Source organism: Brenneria roseae subsp. roseae, assembly GCF_003115845.1.
Lineage (GTDB): Bacteria > Pseudomonadota > Gammaproteobacteria > Enterobacterales > Enterobacteriaceae > Brenneria > Brenneria roseae.
Genome location: NZ_KZ819024.1, coordinates 102853 through 124759 on the forward strand (window position 1 = coordinate 102853; position 21907 = coordinate 124759).

Genomic DNA, 21907 nt, shown 5'->3' on the forward strand with positions numbered 1-21907 from the left:
CTAACGCCCGCATCGATAGATTTTGTAATCCAGCTGATATTTTTCCATTCTCAAACTCAGCGCACGGCGTGTCATATTCAGCTGCGCCGCTGTCCGGGAAATATTTCCCTGATGGCGCGAAAGCGATTCGACAATAATGTCATACTCGATTCTGGCCAATTGAGCTTCCAGCCCGGTTACGGCTTCACCCAGCACCACGGGTTGAAGATCGATCGGTAAATGATAACTGTGGATCACCCCCTCATCCGCCAGCAGAACCGCCCGCTCCATGGTGTTTTCCAGTTCCCGCACATTGCCCGGCCAGCTATAGTTCAGCAGCAGATTCAACGCCGGTGTGGCAATCGAAGGCACATCAACCCCTTGCTCCCTGGCAAAATACGCGTTGAAGTGATCGGCCAGGATCAGAATATCATTTCCGCGCTCACGCAATGGCGGGATGGTGATCGGGAAAACATTCAGGCGATAGAACAGATCTTCGCGAAACGTTCCGCTGGCAACCATATCCTGCAAATTGCGGTGCGTTGCCGCCAGAATACGGACATTCACCTTGATGGTTTCGTTACTGCCCACCCGCTCAAAACAGCGCTCCTGTAACACCCGCAGTAGTTTGGCCTGCGCCGAGGGCGTCAGTTCGCCGATCTCGTCAAGAAAAATGGTTCCCCCATCCGCCTCTTCGAAACGCCCGGCCCGGCGTGATAATGCGCCGGTAAACGCCCCTTTTTCATGACCGAACAGCTCGCTTTCAATCACCCCTTCAGGCAACGAAGAGCAATTGAACTTCACGAACGGCCCATTGGCGCAATGACTGTTATAGTGAATCGCGCTCGCCACGCGCTCCTTGCCTACTCCGCTTTCTCCCAGAATCAAAACGGTGGTACGGGCGTGGCTGACTTTTTCGATCATCTGATAAACTGACTGCATCACCCGCGAATTACCAATAATGTTCGCCGGCTTGAATTTTTCCTGTAGCGCCTGCTTCAGCAGAGAATGCTGTTCTCTCAGCACTCTTTGATGCGCTCTTTCCAGCAGGTGCAACTCCACCGCCTGGGCGATGGTCGTGGCGATAATCCGTAAGACCTCCAGATCCAGATACAGCAGTTGTTCGTTGTTGTACAACCGCTCAATGCCGATCGTGCCCATGACTTTCATTCCGCGCATAATCGGCACACAGATAAAGGAAAGATGGCGATCTTCGTGTTTATCCCAGCTGCCGGTACGATTCAAAAACCGGGGATCGTCCGCAATATGCGGCACAATAATGGGCTGTCTGGTTTCAACCACCTTCCCGGTAATCCCTTCACCGGGATAATAGACGCCCCGTTCGGCTTCCTCTTGTGACAGTCCGAAACTTTCGTGAATAAAGATCTGGTCGCAGCTCGCATCATAGAGCGTAATCATCGCGCGGGTGACCTGAAGGTGTTGCTTCATCAGTTCCAAAACCAATTTCAATGTCTTGGATAACGATCCTTCCGCGCTGACCACCTTGCTGACTTCCGACAGTAGCGGCAATAACTCAGAACGACATTCTCCCAACAGACAGGTAAACGACAGCGGTTTTAAAATATGCCGCCCTGAATCCGCCTCTGTCATACTGCCTTTTCTGCAACTCATGGCTTTTTCTCCGGAAGACACAACGGCGCCCCACCGAGTTCACGCCCTTGTCCAAACACCCTCCGCCCGCGCCGCCATCATATTTCGGCGTTACCGCAAACGGCTTGGATATGGATATAGAACCATTGCAAAATAGACGCCATCTTCACCGGTAACCAATAGATTTTATTACCTTGATTTAAAAGTGATTTAAATTTATTCGCCGGCGGCGATGAGGCAAAAGTGTTCTCATGTGAACACTCGTGTTGGAGAATGTACGTTTTAGTACATTCCATGTGGGGACAGGCGGTCTGAGCAAATTGCGTATCAGCGATCGTGTTTCAGTAAGCGGTATCAGGAAGCGCCCGTCGCTGGGTGGATCGTGGCAAGGAGATATCCCTGAGGTTGATGTTCAACCTCGACCACCAGATTTAACGCCGGCAGCTTTTGCGTAAACCATTTTGGCAGGTGGTCACAGATAACATCGAGTCGGCTAAATTCCTGAGCCTGTAAAAAAGGCAACAATAGCTGTTTTGACGTCAATCCGGCATCGCTTGCCAGCGCCGTCATCAGATTGATGTGATACTCACCGTCATCCGTGCCGGCCTGAATAAACGTCTCTTCCACGGCAACCCGCTCCGGGGGGGGTTGCCCGATCGCATCATGAATGGCGCTCAAACACGCTTCCGGCATACCGCGGCATTTCCACATGGTGATCCCCATTCCATCAAACCAGGCGAGTAGCGCGCCATGAATATTCAATGCGACAAAGTGCCGGCACGCCGCAAGCTCCGCCAGCATGGTCAGCGTCCGGGTACGGATTTCCTCTAATCCCATGTCCTGACAAAGCTCATAAGGAATGTCGCTGATCGGCTGCCAATGCTTGCCGCAACGGGTAAATACGCGCACTACGCCGGGCGTAAACAAAGGGGCAATCTCGCCATGCGGGTCAACAAAGACGGCAATTCTCATCATGGGTTCCTTCTTGCTGTCCGGCTCAGAATCCGTGCTTCTTCCCCTTCAGGGAAAGGATATTGATTCGGATGACCTGCGTGGCCTTGAGGTTGGCCGCTGGAAAACCAGACGGTCGCGTCGTAAACCGTTTTACAATGCGGTTTAACGCCGTTATTTTTTCTTGTTCATCGTCGACAAAGACGACTTCGCCAAAACCGATTACCGTACGGTGACGGGCTTCGAAATTACACACCATCGCATCTTCAATAACGCCCTGATCGACGGAGATCACGAAACTGGCCTTGTTATTGCGTTTCATGATATCGATTTTGGTACCGCTTCTTGCCGAATGAAAATAGAACGCCTGTCCATCCCAGGCATAAAACACCGGAACGACAAAAGGAATATCGTCACTGGATAGCGCAAGGTACATCACCCGGGAAGCCTGAATAATTTGTTCGATTTCCAGCGCATCGGTAATTTCCCGGTCATCCCGGCGCATCTCGCCGTGAGGACAGTATTTTTCCGCAGAGGGGGACGGCGTTGACATGGTTGCTCCTGATGATAGTGACGCAGTCAGAATGCGTTATTCCGCTGATTCCAACAGCGAGGAAAGCTCGCGACAGACAGAGAGAATGGACGTTTTGTCTTCAACACCCGGCGTACCGTGGTGATAATTGTCCACAGAACAAATGCCAAAAATGCCGTCCAGTTGGCGAATGCCGTGACAGAGCGACGCAGGCAACGGCATGACCTCGGTCACCGAGCTCAGCAAGCTGGCATAGTTATGATTGAACGGCATATTTCCATGCTTCGCACAGAGGGCGATCAGGTAATTTTCAACCGCCAACGCCGCCACGTTAAACACCAGACTGGGCGACTGCTGCTGTTCGGAGAACAGCATCGCTCGTCGATGATAGCCGCGGGCATCCTGCAAGCAGCGCGAGAACCGTTCTTCATCCGTTTCAAAAATGTATTTTGACATGGGCGCATTCCGTTCAGATCAAAGGGGCGATGCCCGGCCAGACAGGGAAGCCGCGGGCAAGCGCATCGTGCCGATCCTCAAGATTCGAGATTCCGACGCAGAGACGGCGTGCGGCAGCGTAAACCGCCCATCCGATCTCCCGTCCAAAGCCAGACGCAAATGCCCCCGGGATCGGCCATTTGCCCGTCGAACACGGTGCTACCAGACATTCAGAATCCATTCTTTGTTTTTCTTGTATTCCATATCCGTAAACAGAGCATTGGCCATTTGTTCCGCCAGCCAGGTCGCGCCCGCGTAGCCAACAACCGGATGACGATATAACCCGGCGCGGTCATAGGTTGGAAATCCAACCCGGACCATGGGAATCTGGTTATCAATCGCCGTAAACCGCCCTTTGGAATGACCAAGAATCAAATCCAGTTCCAATGACTGCTGAGTAATACGATTTTCCAGCTCCCACAGATCGGCGTTGGTGACAATTTCCATCCCGAAACTCACTTTTTCCTGCAACGCCGTCACTCTGGGATCGCTGCCATAGCTGGCGTTATCATCCCCCAGCAGCAGCAGTACCGGTTTCATTTCCAAATCCAGACAAAACTCCGCCAGCCCAATCACCAGATCAGGATTACCGTAAATGGCGACTTTTTTATCCGCGAGAAACATATGAACCAGATCGGTGAGCGCATCAATGGCGATCCCTCGCTCACGAACCAGCGCCGGCGGGATCGGTTTACCCGTCATTTTCTTCAGGTTTTGCAGAAAGGTATCCGTATTGCGAATGCCAATGGGCGAAGGTCCAATAATGGCCGGCACATTAAATTTATCCTCAAGATAGCGTGCCGCTTTGGCGCCCTCATAGCGATTCAGCGCGATAGTGCCAAGCGCATTGGCCGTACCGGTCAGGTCCTCGATGGTCGTATTGCCATGAGACACCGTATTTCCGGCAGGCATCAGCGGTGAATCAAAATCCTCGATTTCAAACAGTACCGTCGCCTCGATCTCCATCGCCGCCAGCAGATGCTTAATGGCCGTCACGTCACCGGGATTGGCCCAACCGGTAATCACGTTCAGCTTGCCGTTGGGCTCCCCTTTTTTGGCAAAGTATTTGACGAAATCTCTTACCGCTACGTCATAACCGCTGACCATGCTGCCGACAAAGCTGGGAGAATGGATCGGAATAAGGTGGATCTCACGATCGGCAAACTTCTCCTTTAACAGCCCTTCGTTCAGCTTGATCACCACACCGTCAACATCATCGCCGATAACTTCCGTTGAACAGGTGGTGATGATCGGAACCACCTTCACGTGGGGATAGCGCATCAGCAACACGTCCACCGCCTGCTCCACGCGATCCAACGCACCGAAAACCGCGCCATCTTCGTGTACCGAAGAAGATGCGATTTCAAAACTTTCCTTCAGGTGCTGAGAGATCAGCAAACGGACGAACATCACGCAGCCCTGCCCGCCATGCACGATCCCGATACAGTCCTTGATACCGATACTGGCGTACTGCACCCCGGCTGGCTGACAGGTAAAGATCGGATTGATCACGCCGACGCGATCTTTGGCTTTCAATTCACAAGACATTTCAGGCACCTCTTAATAGCGTTGGTCAGTGAGCTCTGCGTTCAGCGACCCCGTAATCGTCAAATAATCCATCCGCTCATGCAGTGCCTTCATCAGCACACGAATAGCATCGTGATCCATATCGTTAAGCCAGGGAAAACGCGATCGGTAGGCGTCAACCAGCACGACCGCATCCACCCAATAGCAGCGATCGGCCGGGGTGCTCAGATCGACGGGTTCATCGCACAGCAGCTGCTGTGTTTTCAGCAAGATACCGGCATTTTGCTTTTCACGATCCCACGCCCTGGAGTGAAACTGCCAGAGACAGTTCTTCATGATGTAGTCCACCAGCGCATCAATCTTTGCCTCATCTGGATTGCTCATAACGCCCCCCTACTCACCAACGGCTACGGATGATTGAACGGCGGCAAACGTGGGATAAACCCGTTCGCGCAGTTTGGATACGCTGTCATAGCCGCCGCTGTATTCGCGCAAATCCGGCGCGTTACGGATCTCATCGCTCAGGCTGGCGTCAGAGAGCATTTTGGCGGTGACAAAACCACTGTCTGTGGGGATCTCGTCCTGACTGATATCCAGTTTTGCCAGTTGGTGAATCGGTGAATAAATGGCGTTGTAAATATCGCGGGCAAAGCGTACCCATCCCTCGAATCCTTTATAGGGTCCATTGTGATAGGCGTGGGCATTCAGGTACGGCACGCGGATTTTCTTCGCCACTTCACCAGGGCGTTTCCCGGTAAAAATGACGTCCGGTTTCAGCCTATACATGGCTTCAATCGATTCCAGCTCATTGGGATCATCAATGGCTAACGCCCCAGCCTCACAGCGGGCAATGCCTTTTTCCATATCCCCCTGATGGCCGAATTTGGTATAGACCGACACCACTTCCACGCCCATCTCTTCATGAATCACATGCGCCCAGTGCCACAATTTCGAACCGCCCGGCCACAAACAGACCTTTTTTCCTTTCAGGCGAGCCTTATACCAGTCCAACTCCGGTTTCCAGCGGGCGATCTCTTCATCAATAATCGCCTGGGCCCGATCTTCGATGCCGAAAAACAAACCGATTTTTCGTAATGAATCGGCGAGAGGAGTAAAGCCGAAGCCATCAATATCCAGACGAGGGATCCCGTAACGGACGCGCAGCTCATTACAGATATATTCGGCGGAGCGTGCGCACTCCAGCACGTTCAGGTGCGCCCGGTGCATGGCCCTCAGATCGTCATAAGAACCATTGCCGGTAAAGGTGGACAACACCTGAATGCCCATACGTTTAAAATAATCGACCATCACTTCCTGATCGCCCTGGATGTTGTATTCACCGACGTAGTTGATGACGTAATCGCTGGTGATCGTCGGCTCGACCGTCCCCACCTTCTGATTAATCCAGGCAATATTGATTTTGTGATGCCCGCCAGACTGGCTTGGACCGGCAAAACCCGGAGAGTTGCAGACAAAAATATCCACCTCGGGCCGCTCATCCATCACCTCCTGCGCCACGGCGGCAATATCATCGCCGATCAGCGCCGAGGCGCAGGTCTGATAAATCGTCATCCGTTTAATCGTCGGATGCGCATCAAAGGCTTCAATGATATTTTTCTTCAGAACCCCTTCCGCGCCGAACACGATATGTTTTTCTTTCATATCCGTGGCGAACGTATATTTAAGCTGGAAGTTATCATTGTCACTGATATAGCGTTTTGTCTGCCAGGTATCATAAGTACAGCCGACCGGTCCGTGACTGATGTGAATAACATCCTTCATCGGCGTGCCAATGACATGCTTCGCCCCGCAATAGGCACAGCCGCGCTCAGAAATACTGCCCGGAATGGTATTTAAATATCCCAGCGGCAAGGCCGACGTTAAATCTTCGCCCGGGTCTTTTACGACCGCATGTTGTTTCCTTTCAGGAATACACTTACTACAGTCAAACTCATGGTAAGGCATAATACATTCCCCACGCTAAATGAAAATCATCAATAAAGCCGAATACGGCATTTATTCAGAACAATGAATAATCTAGTCGGAAAGACCATATTTAACGACCATGGACTCCAGTTGATCCATCGTTAACGGACGAGGAATAACCAAATCTTTATTTTCAATAATCTTGCGGCCTAATTCGCAATATTCTTTTGCCTGATTGGCTTCAGGCTCATATTCCGTCACCGTTTTCTTATTAAACTCCGCCTTTTGTACAATATTGTCGCGTGGGACAAAATGAATCATTTTCGTTCCAATGGCGGCGGTGAATTCTTCCAGAAACGCTTTCTCACCGTCCACATTACGGCTGTTGCAAATAATGCCGCCCAGACGGACGCCACTCTGTTTGGCATACTTCACCAACCCTTTACAGATATTGTTGGCAGCGTAGATCGCCATCATCTCACCGGACGCCACGATATAGACTTCCTGCGCCTTGCCATCGCGGATCGGCATGGCAAACCCGCCACAGACCACGTCTCCCAGTACATCAAAGAAAATAAAATCCAGGTCATCGGTATAGGCATTATTATTCTCCATCAAATCAATGGCGGTAATAACACCACGGCCAGCACACCCCACGCCGGGTTCAGGGCCACCAGATTCGACGCAGCGGATATCAAAAACGCCTTTTTTCACCACCATGTCATTGGTAACCTTTTCCGCGCCCTGATCGCGCAACACGTCCATTAATGTTTCCTGTGGTTTGCCTCCCAGGATTAAACGGGTAGAATCCGCTTTCGGATCACAGCCATGAATAAAAATCTTTTTTCCATGAAAATAGGCTAATGCCGCCGCTGTATTTTGGGTCGTGGTTGACTTACCAATCCCCCCTTTACCATAAATCGCTAATTTACGCGTCATCACACACCTCTATTTTAATAAACGTTAACAAGCAACGCATTCTGGTTTCAATGTTCAAAACCAATAGAGCAAAGGGTGTGCCAGACCTGGCGTTATCATGAAAAAATAAAAGTTCACATTAGCCGGCGTTTGATAAATATGATCATTTATCAAACGCACTATTTAAAAAAGACCGAATCTGCAACACAACGCGGATATTTATTCACGCCATCAATAATATTTCGTTCATTCACGTACAATTTTATTGGCGAATGTTCCCGAATGTCATATCCCCTAAGCTGAACGCGGCCAACGCGCATGCAGCTTGAAGTATGACGAGTATGTACTCTAAATAATTCGAGTTGCAGGAAGGCGGCAAGAGAAGGAATCCCGATGAGCTTACTCAGGTAAGTGATTCGGATGACTGAACGCAGCCAACGCGCATGCAACTTGAAGTATGACGAGTATAAGGACGATTATTGAGCTTGCTCGCATTGCGTCAGCCAATCATCCATCATGCGATAGGTTGCATCGGCCAGTACCGCGCAATAACGTTCCGCCTGTTCCCGTAATAAACGCGGATCGATGCCTGCCTGTCCCAGTTCGCAGGCATGCCCTACCAGCCAAGACGCCAGATTGCCGGGGGCCACCTCCGGGTGAAATTGCAGACCCAGCGCATAATTGCCAATCGCAAACGCCTGATGCGGACAAACCGAGGTCCCTGCCAGCAGTTGCGCTTCATCGGGAACGTCAAACTGATCGCCATGCCAATGCAGAACCGCGACGCCGTCCAGAGCAGCTAACACCGAACGTTCTCCGGCTGACGTGAGCGTCAAAGGACTAAAACCGATTTCTTTGACTCCCATTGGCGCCACGCGCTTACCCAGCGCCCGCGCCATCAGCTGAGCCCCCAGACAAATCCCCAGCACCGGTTTTCTGCTGTCCAGGCGTTGACGGATCAGGCTTAATTCCGCAACCAAAAAAGGGTAAGTATCATGATCGAACGCGCCAATGGGGCCCCCCAACACCACCAGCAAATCACAGTCAGCAAGATCGACCGACGACAGATCGTCTACCGCGGAGTCAAGATAACGACAACTGTAGCCACGCTGCTGTAAGAATGGCGCCAGAATGCCCAAATCTTCAAAGTGAACATGACGCAAAGCCACCGCTGTTTTCATCAGTTATTCCCCCAGAAAAGATCGGACCGGCCGCCGCACTCAGACCTCGTTTGATTCAACCGGCACGTATTGGTTCGCCATCCGATATTGCCAGAGCTGGTCCTCTCTTTTAAATAATGATTTTTTTATCGCTGACTCCCGACAGGGCCGTTTTCCTGCGGAGAGCCGGGACGCTTATTCCGCGGCTAACCCGGCTATCCCCCCCTTGACCGGCAAGCGATGAACAGATTGTTCGCTTTTTCTGCGCTGCCATATATTTTTAATTTTATCTTTGTTTTACAGTCATCAAGTATGCTCTCACAGCAGTGACCCCGTATTTTCTGTTTTATTAATCGCCTCAAGGGCAACGTGATGTTTAACGAGTCGACAAGGTTTACGACGTTTGTCGTTTATGCTGTACACACAAGGAAAAGGAAACCATGGGCCTGAAAAATATCTCCATTCGTGCCGGATTACTGACATTATTGTTATTAATGACTCTGTTGCTGCTTATCGTCAGCAGTATGGGTATTCTGGCCATTAAAAAGGACAAGGAAGCGCTGCTGGCGCTGAACCAAATCCAGGGAACCGAACTCAGTAGTCTGATGAATGGATATAACCTGACGCTCAGAGCCAGAGCATCGGCTACGCTTGCCGTCAGAAAAATTGAAATGGGGCGGCTTGAAGAAGGGACGCAGGAAACAGGAATAATGGAAAAAAACCTGCTCCAGTCCCAGCAGGACATCTCTCACGTTATGGCGTCTGTCGAACCCGATACCCAGAGAAGCGTTCTGGCGCAGGAAGTACAAAAAACCTATCAGGCTTATCTCGAACAAGGCATGATGCCGATGCTGAGTTCACTGCAAAAACAATACACCGATGAATATTACGACGTGCTCGAAAAACAGCTCGGGCCGTTGAGCGATGCCTTTGATCAATCCATTCAGACCTTTCGTCTGTACGCGCAACAGCTCTCCGAACAGCGGCTGGCGCTATCGGAACGCAATGAACAATTAATGTTGCTGCTCATCGTTATTTCCTGCCTGCTGTCGGTCGCGCTGGCCAGCCTTGCCTGGATCGCGCTGCGGCACATGCTGTTAAAACCGCTGGATCATGCCATTAAGCAACTGGAACACGTTGCCATGGGCGATCTGACACATCGTCTGATGCTGGGGGGCAGTAATGAGCTGGGACGGCTTAACGATGCGATCGGCCGAATGCAAGGCGCACTGCTGGATTCCGTCAGTCAGGTACGTGATGCCAGCACCCAGATCGACCATGCCAGCCACGAACTCTTTGAAAGCAATATCCGTCTTTCTCAGCGCACCGAAGAGTCCGCCGCGTCACTGGAGCAAACCGCAGCCAGCATGGAACAACTGAGCGCTACCGTGAAAAACAATGCCGAGCATGCGGAGTTAGCGCATCAGATCGCCAACGGCGCGGCCGATACCAGCGGCCTCAGCAGTGAATCTGTCTGCTATGTCATCGAAAAAATGCAGGAAATCGACACCAGCGCCAAACGGATTAATGACATTCTTGGCGTGATTGACGGCATCGCTTTCCAGACCAATATTCTGGCGTTGAACGCCTCGGTAGAATCGGCCCGCGCAGGCGAACAAGGCCGGGGATTCGCCGTCGTTGCCGGAGAAGTCCGCAATCTGGCGCAGAACAGCGCGCAGGCCGCCAAAGAGATCCGCGCCCTGATAACGGATTCGCAAACGCGCATTTCAGAAGGGCTGGATCTGGCTTCACGTGCCGGCGAAACCATGGATGAAATGGATGAGGCGATTATGCGGATCACCCAACTGATGAAAAACATTTCCAACGCGACACAAGAACAGTACCGGGGCATTGAACAGGTCAATATCGCCTTCACCCAAATTGATAAAGCGGCGCAGCAAAACACCCAATTGGTGAAGTCGTTTTCAGCCACCACCCAATCGCTGGAAGAACAATCCATGCAGCTGATGCGTTCCATGGCGGCATTCCAGATGTAGCCGTCGATAGCCCGCAAGCATTCGGGAAATTCTACCGGCTGCTTGCGGGCAAACACGCTGCCAGAAATAGCGGACTCACTAACGTCCCGATTTATGATCGTTTTCAGGTACTCAAACCTGCATCCTGAGGTTTATTGGGTATATAAGAGGTTAAAGGTTTCTTTTGTTTTCTAAAAAATAGAGAAATAGACATAAAAAAAAAAGAATAAAGAGATATAGTTAATACTCACGTTCGAATTTATAGGAATATCGAGAAGTGTAAAAAAAGGTGTATTTTTTAAGTCATATCTGAAAGCGTACAGATGATATGCACTCAATAAAAATAAAATCACTCTATTTTTATAAAGTAAACAAAAGCAGACTACAGATGCAAATATGTATACATAAACAGGCCAGATGTAAGAGTAAATGGTTATATCGTTCATTTTCATATCTCGTATGGATTCCCTGTATGAATTATAGATATAAGGTAAGTTTTATAAAAGAGATTAAACATTTCTTTTATGTTCCAGATAATATAAATATATACCCACCCCCCAAAAAAACAAAGATATATATCTAACCCCCATACTGTTATAGATAAAAATATCGAGATGATTGAAGAGGAATGATTCTTTTAATCCATCTTTGAAAGTGATTAAATGGAAACATGATAATAATAATAAAACAACCCTGCTCCTGCGAAATAAGAAAAAGCAGATTATGGATACAAAGATGTATGCATAAATAGGCCATATTGAAGAAGAGATGATAACGTCATTCATTTTTATATAATATGTAAATATCAGTGAACGTAACAGCATCTACTGTGAATTCAGTGGTTAAAGATACTGGCCCCATCGTTTTCCAACTCCGAACAAAATTGCTGTTAATATCTGAAAAGCCGGAAGCTATCCTCTCTTACAACATTCCTGAATAACCCATAAGCGGAAATATCTAAATCGACGCTAGCATAGGCTAAATCTGCATGGTTTTCGCTTTGACCTATCGATTTGGCTATCGCCCGGTAGGCATCCCGCGTCCAGCCCGACCGGTTTTCCCTAAACAGCAGGTAATCATCCGTCAGCCTGTGTAATTGGGCTATTTACGTTTATGAGAGCCTGTTAAGTTCTCTTGTTGTATTCCAGGCACGATAAGAGTAAGCATACTCCCCCAAAAAATAAAGATAAATAGCGAATATCCATGCTATCATAAATAAAAATATCCAGGTAATTGAAAGGGATAGAGTCTTTTAATCCATTTAAGAAAGTAATCATATGAAAATACGCCAATAAGAATAAACAAAAAATGCTTCTGCGAAAGAAGATAAAGCAGGTTATGGATGAAACCATGTATACATAGACAGGCCAGACATAAGAACAAATAATTACATCATTCATTTTCATATCGCGAGTGGATCTCTGTATAGTTTATAGGTATAAGGTAAGTTTTATAAAAGAGATTAAACATCTCTTTTATGTTCCAGATAAAATAAAAAAACACATAATGCCCAAAAAAACAAAGAGAGATGCCTAATTACCATATCATCATAGATGGGGATACCAAGATAGTTAAAGAGAGGAGAATCCTCTAATCCATACCCGAAAGCAATAAGATGATAAGAAGCTAATAAGAATAAAAAAACTCTTTTTCTGCGAAATAACAGCAAGCAGATGATTGATATAAACAGGTATAAATAAACAGGCCAAACATAAGAATAAATTACTATGTCATTCATTTTTATTATTTTCTAAATAAATTAACAGTGCACTTATACCGCAAAAAAACAAAGATAAATAGTTAATGCTCACGCTTGAGTTTATAGGGATGTCAAGTAGCGTGAAAAAAGGCGCGTTTTTTAAATCATATCTGAAAGCGATCATATGAAAAGAACCGAGTAAGAATAAAATCACTCTATTCTTACGAAATAGTAATAAAAAGAGTATCGATGTAAATATATATACGTAAATCGGCCATACATAAGAGTAAATTATAGTATCATTCATTTTTATATAAAGTGTAAATTCCGTTGATTGTTGATGCGTCCACAAAACCTTCAAAAATCAAAGGCACCGTTCCCATAGTCTTCCATCCACGAACAAAATCACTATTAATATATCTGAAAAGCCGGAAAGTATCTTCTCTTACAACATTTCTGAATAACCCATAGGCGGAAATCCCTAAATCGACGCTGGCGTAGGCTAGATCAGCATGATTTTCGCTTTGACCTATTGATTGAGCAACAGCTCGATAGGCATCCCGCGTCCAGCCCGACCGGTTTTCCCTAAACAGCAGATAATAACCGTTCTCATACAAATTATTTAAACCGTGGGAAACATTTAGCGACCCGAATCCGGCGCAAAGATAGCCCGCAGAGGCGGCGCAGGTGGCAATACCGGCCACAACCTGTGATCCTCCGCCGATAAAGCCAATCTGTTTTAATATGATATTAAAAGATTGCGCTTTTTTCTCTTTTTCAAAAACATAATACTGCATCATCTTTTGCGTCGATAAGTCAAATTTCTGTTTTTGCAGATTGTTTATTTCTTTATCGAGTAAACGGATAGCCGCCTCTTCCGTTAAGCAGAAGTTAAGCACATCCTGTCTTAGCTGGCTGGTCAACACGGCGATTTCTTTCAGAAACTCCCGGCGGGCCTCATAGCCGTGGATATAAAGCAGCGCCAGTTCATCCGTCAGCCGGTTTAGTTGGGTTATTTTTCCTTCCAGATTAATGGCTGACATCATATCACCATAAACAATAGGCGCTGGTGCCCGCTTTGCAGTGTTCCCACTCGATACAAGCATATTTAAAGGAAACGCTTTCCTGCGGCGGCATATCATTTTGCGTCATTGAATGTGGGGCGGATAGCTTTAATTCGACAATCCGGGCGTCCCTCAGTTTTATCACGAAATACTTCTCGATTCCTCCGCTCTCAGAAATACGATAGAAAACGAATTCACATTGCAATACTTCATGGTTGCTCAGCGACATTGCCAGCAGGGGGGAAGATTTGTCGATCGGTTTTCTTATTTCCAGAGGATGGAGCGAAAGGTTGTCATGGTGTTCAAGGTAACTGATTAAATCATAAATGAAGATTTCATCTTCATGGCCTTGCTGATATTTATTGCCGATGGAAAGGTGCGTGCCGCAGCCGGAAGAGATAAGCCCTTGCTTGTTGCCGTTAATCGATGCGTATATTAAATTTGCCATTTTAAAATCCGTTTTAATTAAATTTTTTAAAAACCCCTTGTTTTATGGTCGGGATGTTATCCGGGAAAATATGTTTTGTAAAGGGATAGGGAACAGTAAAAATATATTCACAATTAATAATTAGGTGGCTAGTTAAGGTATTTTTATTGGCAGCGATACCAAGTGTTACCGGTTATTTTAACGATAATAAATTATGTGATGATCCATTATTCATCGCGTTCGCAAATAGCGCCACGTCGCCATGAGTCACCAGCGAAGATGCTACCCGTTTTGGCGAGCGTTTTTTAAAGTGCGGATAACGGAGGGGGGCTCAAACTGCTAACGGCGGTTGCCGATCGGGACCGGGGCACCCGGTTTATGAAAGAAACCGAGGGACATTTATTCGACGGTCATCGTAAAAAACCGGCACTGTTGCTGGAAACACTGGACGCCGTACTGCAAGATAACGGTAATCTCATCAAGGCAGCGGAACGCCTAGCGATTCACCGAAATACGCTAAACCTGCGTCTATAACGGATTGAACGGCAGTCAGGCCAGTCACTCAGCAATCCTCAATTTCGTTTAAATGCGCAACAGCAGGAGTTTTTATGAAAATTATTAATGCCGCACTTCGACGACAAAACGGACTTTTCACTATCACCGTAGACAACGGTCTGATCGCCTCCATTAATGCCCAGCCGGCGCGATTAACCACAGCGGAAAACAGCGATACGATCGATGCCGGTAGCCAACTGGTCATTCCTCCGCTGGTCGAGCCGCATATTCATCTGGATGCGACGCTGACTGCGGGTGAACCGGAATGGAACATCAGCGGTACGCTGTTTGAAGGCATTGAACGCTGGAGCCAGCGCAAAGCCACCATCACCCACGACGACACCAAACGCCGGGCGCACACCGCCATCGGCATGCTACGGGATCACGGTATTCAGCATGTGCGCACCCATATTGACGTCACCGATGCCAGTCTGGCCGCGCTGACAGCCATGCTGGAAGTGAAGCAGGAAGCGCGGGATTTGATTGATTTGCAAATCGTCGCGTTTCCTCAGGAAGGCATTGAATCCTTTGCCAACGGACGCCAGTTGATGGAGCGCGCCATTAAGATGGGGGCCGATGTGGTCGGCGGGATTCCCCATTTCGAGAACACCCGCGATCAGGGCGTCAGTTCCATCAAATTCCTGATGGATCTGGCTGAACGCTCGGGTTGTCTGGTAGACGTACACTGTGACGAAACCGACGATGCCCAGTCACGCTTTCTTGAAGTATTGGCTGAAGAAGCCCGGGTCCGCCGGATGGGACATCGGGTCACCGCTAGCCATACGGTGGCCATGGGCTCTTACGACAACGCTTACTGCTATAAACTATTCCGCTTGCTCAAGATGTCGGGGATCAACTTTGTTTCCTGCCCAACCGAAAGTATTCATCTGCAAGGACGTTTCGATACTTTCCCCAAACGACGCGGCGTGACGCGGGTGGCCGAACTCGATCGCGCGGGCATGAATGTCTGCTTCGGACAGGACTCCATCAGGGATCCGTGGTATCCGCTCGGTAATGGCAATATTCTTCGCGTTCTGGATGCCGGGATGCATATCTGCCATATGATGGGCTATGAAGATCTGCAACGCTGCCTTGATTTCGTCACGGATAACAGCGCCAGAGCGATGAATCTGGGGGAGAAATATGGCATTGCCGTCGGTCGCCCAGCCAATATGGTGATACTGGATGCCGGGAATGACTATGAAGCCTTATGCCGCCAGGCGAAAGCCAGCGTGTCGATCCGCCATGGCAAAGTCATCATGCGCCGTACTCCGGAACGGTTGAGCTATCCCGATTGAATGTCGGGCATCCGGGTTATCCTCCGGATGCCTCACCGCCTTATGTTCATTGCGCATGGCGTTCTATCGATTGAATCATTGACTGTTTTGCCGTATCCAGATGCTGGCGCAGTTCACGCATGGCGAGTGAGCGATCGCGGCATGCCATAGCGCTCAAAATAGCCAGATGCTCTTCCACCGCCAGCGTATTCCGCTGTTTCAGCGCCCGATCGTCCCATTGATAGTGGAAATGAAAAATCACCGAAATGATTTCGCTCATCTGGTCAAAGAATGGATTGTTGGCGGCGGAGATGAGCAGCATATGCAGTTGCTGATCGAGCAGGGAAAACATCCGGTAATTCTGATTGATGGTGTTGCGCAAATGACGATGGTTTTCGAGTAGCTCACGCACGGTAATCCAGCGGCTGTCACTGTCAGACAGATTCATGAAACAATTCAGCGCATGAACTTCCAGCATTTCGCGCAGTTCAAACAGCTTTTCTGCATATTCCTGATCAAACTGCTTCATTTTCCAGTGTCCGCGCCGCACGCTTTCCATCAGGTCATAGCGGGAAAAGCGGAGTAAAAATTCACGCACCACGACCGGCCGCACATTGCACTGGCGCGCCAGTTGCAGTTCGGTAATGGTATCACCGGGTAGTATCTGGCGCTGATTGATCATGTGGTAAAACCGACTTTCAAACAGCTCAGTCTGCTCATCCATCGTACCGCTGATAACGTCAAAACCGTCAGCGTCGGTCGGCTGACGCGCAATGGCGTACTTACCTCCCGCCTGTTGCAGCACGCCCTGTTCCATCAGATAGCTCAGCACATGGATCACCGTGGTGCGGCTGATGTTAAACATGTCCGCCAGCGTGGACTGCGACGGCAAGGGCGAAGTGATATGTCCCAGCGAGATCGCCTCAATGAATTGATTGATCACGCTGTGGCGTAGTGTTGATGTCCTGCTCATCGACAACCTCAAACTGCTTTTTATGCATTAAAAACCGATTAAGAACTGAAGTCAGTGTGATTAATCACATTACTGAAAACTTTGCGCTACCTAACGGCGCTTTTTAATAAAAGATTCATTCCATAAACAGGATGCCTTGAGGTCGGAATAATGTTATGAAAAGCTTAATTTGCCAACACCCAACACAAATGAAATATATAGATCGCCCCATTCCTGTTCCATCAGACAGTGAGGTTCTGATTAAAGTAAAAACAGTAGGTATTTGTGGTACCGATATTCATGCCTGGGCGGGAAACCAACCTTTTTTTAATTACCCCCGCGTATTGGGACATGAAATATGCGGCGAAGTGATCGCTTTAGGAAAAAAAATAACATCATTCCGTATTGGCCAACAAACCAGCGTTATTCCTTACATTGCCTGCAACCACTGTAGCGCATGTCTGAATAACCGCCCCAACTGTTGTGAAAATATTTCGGTTATCGGGGTTCATCAAGATGGCGGTATGGCTGAATATCTCTCTGTTCCCGCCGAAAATTTACTTTCCGCGGAAAATATTGACCCGATAACGGCCGCGTTAATCGAACCTTTCGCCATCAGCGCCCATGCAGTTCGCCGCGCCGACTGTACGCCCGGCGAAAGCGTACTGGTGGTGGGCGGCGGCCCTATCGGCCTCGGCGTCGCCGCCATCGCACAGGCGGATAAGCTGCATGTCGTATTGGCGGATACACAGCTGGAGCGGCGTGAGCACAGTAAAAATATTTTAGGGATCTGCGTGTTGAATCCGGCCGATGCCGATTTTGAATCCCAGTTGCGTCAAGCGTTTCATGGCGAACTGCCGAACAAAGTGATCGACGCGACGGGTAACCAGCATGCCATGAATAACTGCGTGAATCTCATCCGTCATGGTGGTCAGATTATTTTTGTCGGTCTGTTCAAAGGTAATCTTTCTTTCTCCGATCCGGATTTCCATAAAAAAGAAACCACGATGAAAGGCAGCCGAAATGCAACAACGGAAGATTTCAAAAAAGTTGAAAAACTAATGAGTGAGGGAAAGTTAAAAGCGGAAATGATGCTAAGTCATCGTTTCACCTTTAGCGAACTATCGGATATTTATGAAAGTGAAATTGTTAATAATAAAAACCTGTTAAAAGCTGTCGTGGAATTTTAATCAACACCCGTTATATTCTTTATGATAAACACCTTGTCCCCTACAAAAAGTACAATGAGGTTGTTATGAAAATAAAAATGATGCCGTTATGTTTTGCCGTGAGCTTTTCATTGTTCAGCACATTCGGCGTACACGCTGAAACCAAGGAACTTCGTTTTTCATGGTGGGGAGGAAATCAACGCCATCAGGCTACGTCATTAGCGATTGCGGAATTTGAAAAGGCCCACCCGGATATTAAAGTCAAATCCGAGCCGGCAGGCTGGGACGGCTATTTATCAAAGCTAACCACACAGTTAGCCGGTAATAATGAACCGGACGTTATGCAGACCAACTGGAACTGGATGGTGCTGTTCTCCAAAGACGGCAATGGGTTTTACGACATCGGCAAAGTCGCAACCCAGATTGATCTGACCCAGTTTGCCGATCAGGCGAAAAAAATGGTCACCATGGAAGGAAAACTGAACGCGGTGCCTGTCGCCATGACCGGACGTTCCATGTACTACAACCCGGAACTGTGGCAGAAAGTGGGCCTGGCCTATCCCACAACCTGGGATGAGATGATTGCCGCCGGCCCGATCTTTAAACAAAAACTCGGTGATGACTATTATCCCTTCCTGCTCGCCAACCACGATACCACCATCATGACATTTCTGAATTCCTATATGATTCAGAAATATAACAAAACCATGATTGATGAAAAAAACCAGACCTTCGCCTTTACGCCACAAGAATGGCAGGAATACTTTGGCCTGTATAAAAAGCTGGTCGACAATCATGTGATTCCGTCTATGAAATTTTTTGCCGCTTATGGCAAAGCCAACGCCTGGGAAATACCACACTGGCTGGAAGGGAAAATCGGCGGCGTACACACCTGGAGTACCGATAACACCTTTTCCGGCAGCCTGAAAGCGCCGGCGACACTGGAAGTCGGCCCGTATCCAATGCTGGCGGGCGCGCATGACAGCGGCATTTTCTTCAAGCCCGCGATGATGTTCTCCATTGGCAAAAATACCCGTTACCCGCAGGAAGCCGCGCAGCTTATCAACTTCATGCTGAATTCCCCTGAAGGGGTTAAAGCGATGGGGTTACAGCGCGGCGTGCCGCTAAGTCAGGCGGCGGTTGCTCAGTTAATGGCGGATGGCACGATCAATCCCGATCAGCTTCCGGTTCAAGGGCTCAAACAGGTAGAGTCGCTGTATGGCGATATCCCTCCTTCGCCCTATATGGAAAATCCGCAGTTGCTGGCAGCATTTTTAGAACATTTGCAAAAGTATGATTATGGACAGATGACGCTGGAAGAGGTCGCGCAGTCCTTCCCGCGAAGCGGAGCGCGAATTTTAAAAAGGATCATGTAATGCGACAGCGGAACGCCGATGCATATCGATGTTCCGCTACCGTTTCATGACAAAAACCAGCGATGATAAATGCTGCCGTTCACCCATTTCATTTTACAAAAACGTGAGAAAAAAATGCCGGCTGATAGCAAACAACACATAAATGAAAAATTGGATCTGTTATTTAATGAGATTATTACCGTTCGCACCGACGATCAGGCGCTAAAAAAGCTGAAAGTCATTGCCTCCGATCTCTCCATTGAAAACTGGGACTGGTCGCAAGGCGTCGGGATCTACGGTATCTGGCGTCTCTATCAGGTAACAGGGAAACCGCACTATCTGGATTATATTCACGGCTGGTATCAACGCCGTCTTGAGGAAGGGCTGCCAGAAAAAAACATCAACCGTATGGCTCCGATGCTGACGCTCACCACCATGGGCATTACACAGCAGGATCGCCAACATGACGCCTTGATCCGTGAATATGCCGGCTGGATTGAAAACCAGCTGTTGCGCACACAGGAAAATGGTTTTACCCACTGTACCAGCGACCACCTGAATGAAGAGCAGCTTTGGGTCGATACCTTGTTTATGAGCGGCCTGTTTTATGCCCGTGCGGGCGCTTACCTGAATCGCCCGGACTATCGCGAGGAAGTCTCTTATCAGTTCTTACTCCACATCAAGTATCTGATCGATCGCCAAACCGGACTGTGGATGCATGGCTGGAGTTTTAACGGGCCAGGCAACTATGGCGCCGCCCTGTGGGGCCGAGGCAACGGCTGGGCAGCAATCAGTACCGTCGATTTTCTGGAGATGCTGGATACGCAGGATGCCAGCTACCAGATGATCCTCAACACATTCCGTCGTCAGGCCGACGCGGCGGTGAAATATCAGCATGAAAGCGGCATGTGGCATACGTTGCTCAATCATCCGGACAGCTATCTGGAAGCCTCCGGCACCGCCGGTTTCACCTACGCACTGCTGAAGGGAATACGCCTGGGTTTGCTGGACGAACGTTATCAGGATGCCGCCTGGAAAGGGGTTGATGCACTGCTTAGCCGCATCAATGCACAAGGCGAAGTTGCGGATGTATCGGCAGGCACATCGGTCGGCGCCGATCTGGATCACTATCGCCGCATTGCCATTAAACAACGCGCTTACGGACAATCCCTCACCATGCTGGCATTAACGGAAGCGCTGGCGGGCAGCCAATAACCGCCATCCGTGTATCATGACGCTTTTTTCACGGGAAGATTCCCTGTTCTCTGTAGTCGTTAGGTTGTCCCCGCTCTGCGGGGACTTTTTTATCCTGCGATATCATGTGACCACCTCGCCGGACTCGGACAGCAATCCCTCCCGGCAGCGCTGTCGATAACTTTGCTCAAACGTCTGCATACCCGCCGCCGCCCCCGTTTGAATCAAACTCGGCAACTGATGATGTTTTCCTTCCCGAATCAGGTTCCCTACGGCGGCCGTTGCCGTCAGCACCTCAAACAGTGCGACACGTCCGCCCGATGACATCGGCAGCAACCGCTGCGCCACCACCGCCTGTAAACATGCCGCCAGTTGGCTGCGGACAAAGGCTTTTTCTTCACCGGGAAACGCATCCACCAGCCGGTCGACCGCCTGTGCCGCGCCGCGGGTATGCAGGGTGGCAAGCACCAGATGACCCGTTTCCGCCGCGGTCAGCGCCAGCCGAATAGTCTCGGTATCACGCAGTTCCCCCAGCAAGATAACATCGGGATCCTCCCGCAGTGCCGCGCGAAGAGCCTGCGCAAACGACACGCTATGCTGACCGATTTCCCGCTGCTGGATCAGGCATTGCCGGCTGGTATGGATAAACTCGATCGGATCCTCCAGCGTGATGACATGACGGGGATGCCGTTCGTTCAAGGCGCCGATCATGGCGGCCAGCGTGGTGGATTTCCCGCTCCCCGTCGCGCCCGTGACCAAAATCAACCCATCCTTCCGTTCAAGCAGATCCGCAAGAACCCGCGGCGCCCGCAGCGCATCCAGCGAGAGGCAGGACGATGGGATAAGCCGCAGCGCGATGGAGAGCCCGTGACGCTGACGAAAGACGTTAACCCGCAGGCGCTGCCCATCAACCAGCGTCAGCGCCCCGTCAACCTGCCCTGACTGCCGCAACTGCTGTTGCTGAACCGGCTCAAGCCACGCCGCACACCATTGTTCCAGCTGTTCGGAACATAAACATGGTAAGGTATTTTCAGACCGTAGCCGACCATCAATACGCCATACCGGAGGATGTCCGCTACACAGGTGCAGATCCGAGGCATTATGTTTTACACTAAGCGCCACCCATTCACCCACATCCAT

20 protein-coding genes are annotated in these 21907 nt (G+C 49.3%); 6 read left to right on the plus strand and 14 right to left on the minus strand.

Annotation, left to right across the window (positions count from 1 at the left end; all coding sequences use genetic code 11):
- The 9 genes from DDT52_RS04785 to DDT52_RS04830 all read right to left on the minus strand — a co-directional run bounded on the left by DDT52_RS04785 (window position 1) and on the right by DDT52_RS04830 (window position 9120).
- Complete coding sequence (locus DDT52_RS04785) at window positions 1-1611, minus strand: sigma-54 interaction domain-containing protein (RefSeq protein WP_247595483.1); 1611 nt, start codon at window positions 1609-1611, stop codon at window positions 1-3.
- Between the two features lie 333 nt (window positions 1612-1944).
- The gene (locus DDT52_RS04790; protein ID WP_136155353.1) at window positions 1945-2565 is read right to left on the minus strand and encodes a Fe-only nitrogenase accessory AnfO family protein; all 621 of its coding nucleotides are present in this window, start codon (window positions 2563-2565) and stop codon (window positions 1945-1947) included.
- 22 nt (window positions 2566-2587) lie between these two features.
- Complete coding sequence (locus DDT52_RS04795; RefSeq protein ID WP_247595484.1) at window positions 2588-3094, minus strand: pyridoxamine 5'-phosphate oxidase family protein; 507 nt, start codon at window positions 3092-3094, stop codon at window positions 2588-2590.
- 36 nt (window positions 3095-3130) lie between these two features.
- Window positions 3131-3529, minus strand: coding sequence for a hypothetical protein (locus tag DDT52_RS04800; protein WP_136155354.1), 399 nt, complete (start codon window positions 3527-3529; stop codon window positions 3131-3133).
- Between the two features lie 198 nt (window positions 3530-3727).
- Window positions 3728-5116 (minus strand): Fe-only nitrogenase subunit beta, encoded by a 1389-nt coding sequence (gene anfK, locus DDT52_RS04810; protein ID WP_136155356.1) that lies wholly within the window; start codon window positions 5114-5116, stop codon window positions 3728-3730.
- 12 nt (window positions 5117-5128) lie between these two features.
- Window positions 5129-5479, minus strand: a complete 351-nt coding sequence (anfG, locus tag DDT52_RS04815) for a Fe-only nitrogenase subunit delta (protein ID WP_136155357.1) — start codon at window positions 5477-5479, stop codon at window positions 5129-5131.
- A gap of 9 nt (window positions 5480-5488) precedes the next feature.
- A complete protein-coding gene (gene anfD / locus DDT52_RS04820) occupies window positions 5489-7060 on the minus strand; it encodes a nitrogenase iron-iron protein, alpha chain (RefSeq protein ID WP_136155358.1) in 1572 nt (523 codons plus the stop codon).
- 72 nt (window positions 7061-7132) lie between these two features.
- Window positions 7133-7960: a nitrogenase iron protein gene (gene nifH / locus DDT52_RS04825; protein ID WP_136155359.1), complete on the minus strand. Its 828-nt coding sequence runs from the start codon at window positions 7958-7960 to the stop codon at window positions 7133-7135.
- 455 nt (window positions 7961-8415) lie between these two features.
- Entirely contained in the window at window positions 8416-9120 is a 705-nt protein-coding gene (locus DDT52_RS04830) for a glutamine amidotransferase (RefSeq protein WP_136155360.1), read from the minus strand.
- Window positions 9121-9539: 419 nt separating this feature from the next.
- Here DDT52_RS04830 and DDT52_RS04835 point away from each other — a divergent pair, with 419 nt between their 5' ends.
- Entirely contained in the window at window positions 9540-11096 is a 1557-nt protein-coding gene (locus tag DDT52_RS04835; protein ID WP_136155361.1) for a methyl-accepting chemotaxis protein, read from the plus strand.
- Window positions 11097-11964: 868 nt separating this feature from the next.
- Here the strand turns inward: DDT52_RS04835 and DDT52_RS21455 are convergent.
- The 3 genes from DDT52_RS21455 to DDT52_RS04850 form a co-directional block, all read right to left on the minus strand.
- On the minus strand, window positions 11965-12180 hold the full coding sequence (locus DDT52_RS21455) for a DUF4225 domain-containing protein (RefSeq protein ID WP_136155571.1): 216 nt from the start codon (window positions 12178-12180) through the stop codon (window positions 11965-11967).
- An 893-nt stretch (window positions 12181-13073) separates the two neighbouring features.
- Complete coding sequence (locus tag DDT52_RS04845; protein WP_168709733.1) at window positions 13074-13817, minus strand: DUF4225 domain-containing protein; 744 nt, start codon at window positions 13815-13817, stop codon at window positions 13074-13076.
- Between the two features lie 4 nt (window positions 13818-13821).
- Window positions 13822-14286, minus strand: a complete 465-nt coding sequence (locus DDT52_RS04850) for an Hcp family type VI secretion system effector (RefSeq protein WP_109052568.1) — start codon at window positions 14284-14286, stop codon at window positions 13822-13824.
- 357 nt (window positions 14287-14643) lie between these two features.
- On the opposite strand from DDT52_RS04850, the gene DDT52_RS04855 reads away from it, so the two are divergent.
- Both DDT52_RS04855 and codA read left to right on the plus strand, forming a co-directional pair.
- Entirely contained in the window at window positions 14644-14799 is a 156-nt protein-coding gene (locus tag DDT52_RS04855; protein WP_247595485.1) for a helix-turn-helix domain-containing protein, read from the plus strand.
- A 74-nt stretch (window positions 14800-14873) separates the two neighbouring features.
- Window positions 14874-16118, plus strand: a complete 1245-nt coding sequence (gene codA, locus DDT52_RS04860) for a cytosine deaminase (RefSeq protein WP_136155363.1) — start codon at window positions 14874-14876, stop codon at window positions 16116-16118.
- Between the two features lie 46 nt (window positions 16119-16164).
- On the opposite strand, the gene DDT52_RS04865 is transcribed toward codA, so the two are convergent.
- Window positions 16165-17070 (minus strand): GntR family transcriptional regulator, encoded by a 906-nt coding sequence (locus DDT52_RS04865; protein ID WP_136155364.1) that lies wholly within the window; start codon window positions 17068-17070, stop codon window positions 16165-16167.
- 155 nt (window positions 17071-17225) lie between these two features.
- Here DDT52_RS04865 and DDT52_RS04870 point away from each other — a divergent pair, with 155 nt between their 5' ends.
- The 3 genes from DDT52_RS04870 (at window position 17226) to DDT52_RS04880 (ending at window position 20788) form a co-directional block, all read left to right on the plus strand.
- Window positions 17226-18239 (plus strand): zinc-binding alcohol dehydrogenase family protein, encoded by a 1014-nt coding sequence (locus DDT52_RS04870; RefSeq protein WP_136155365.1) that lies wholly within the window; start codon window positions 17226-17228, stop codon window positions 18237-18239.
- Between the two features lie 65 nt (window positions 18240-18304).
- Window positions 18305-19594, plus strand: a complete 1290-nt coding sequence (locus tag DDT52_RS04875; protein WP_136155366.1) for an ABC transporter substrate-binding protein — start codon at window positions 18305-18307, stop codon at window positions 19592-19594.
- Window positions 19595-19708: 114 nt separating this feature from the next.
- Window positions 19709-20788: a glycoside hydrolase family 88/105 protein gene (locus DDT52_RS04880; protein ID WP_168709734.1), complete on the plus strand. Its 1080-nt coding sequence runs from the start codon at window positions 19709-19711 to the stop codon at window positions 20786-20788.
- 102 nt (window positions 20789-20890) lie between these two features.
- On the opposite strand, the gene DDT52_RS04885 is transcribed toward DDT52_RS04880, so the two are convergent.
- Entirely contained in the window at window positions 20891-21907 is a 1017-nt protein-coding gene (locus tag DDT52_RS04885) for a type IV pilus twitching motility protein PilT (RefSeq protein ID WP_136155368.1), read from the minus strand.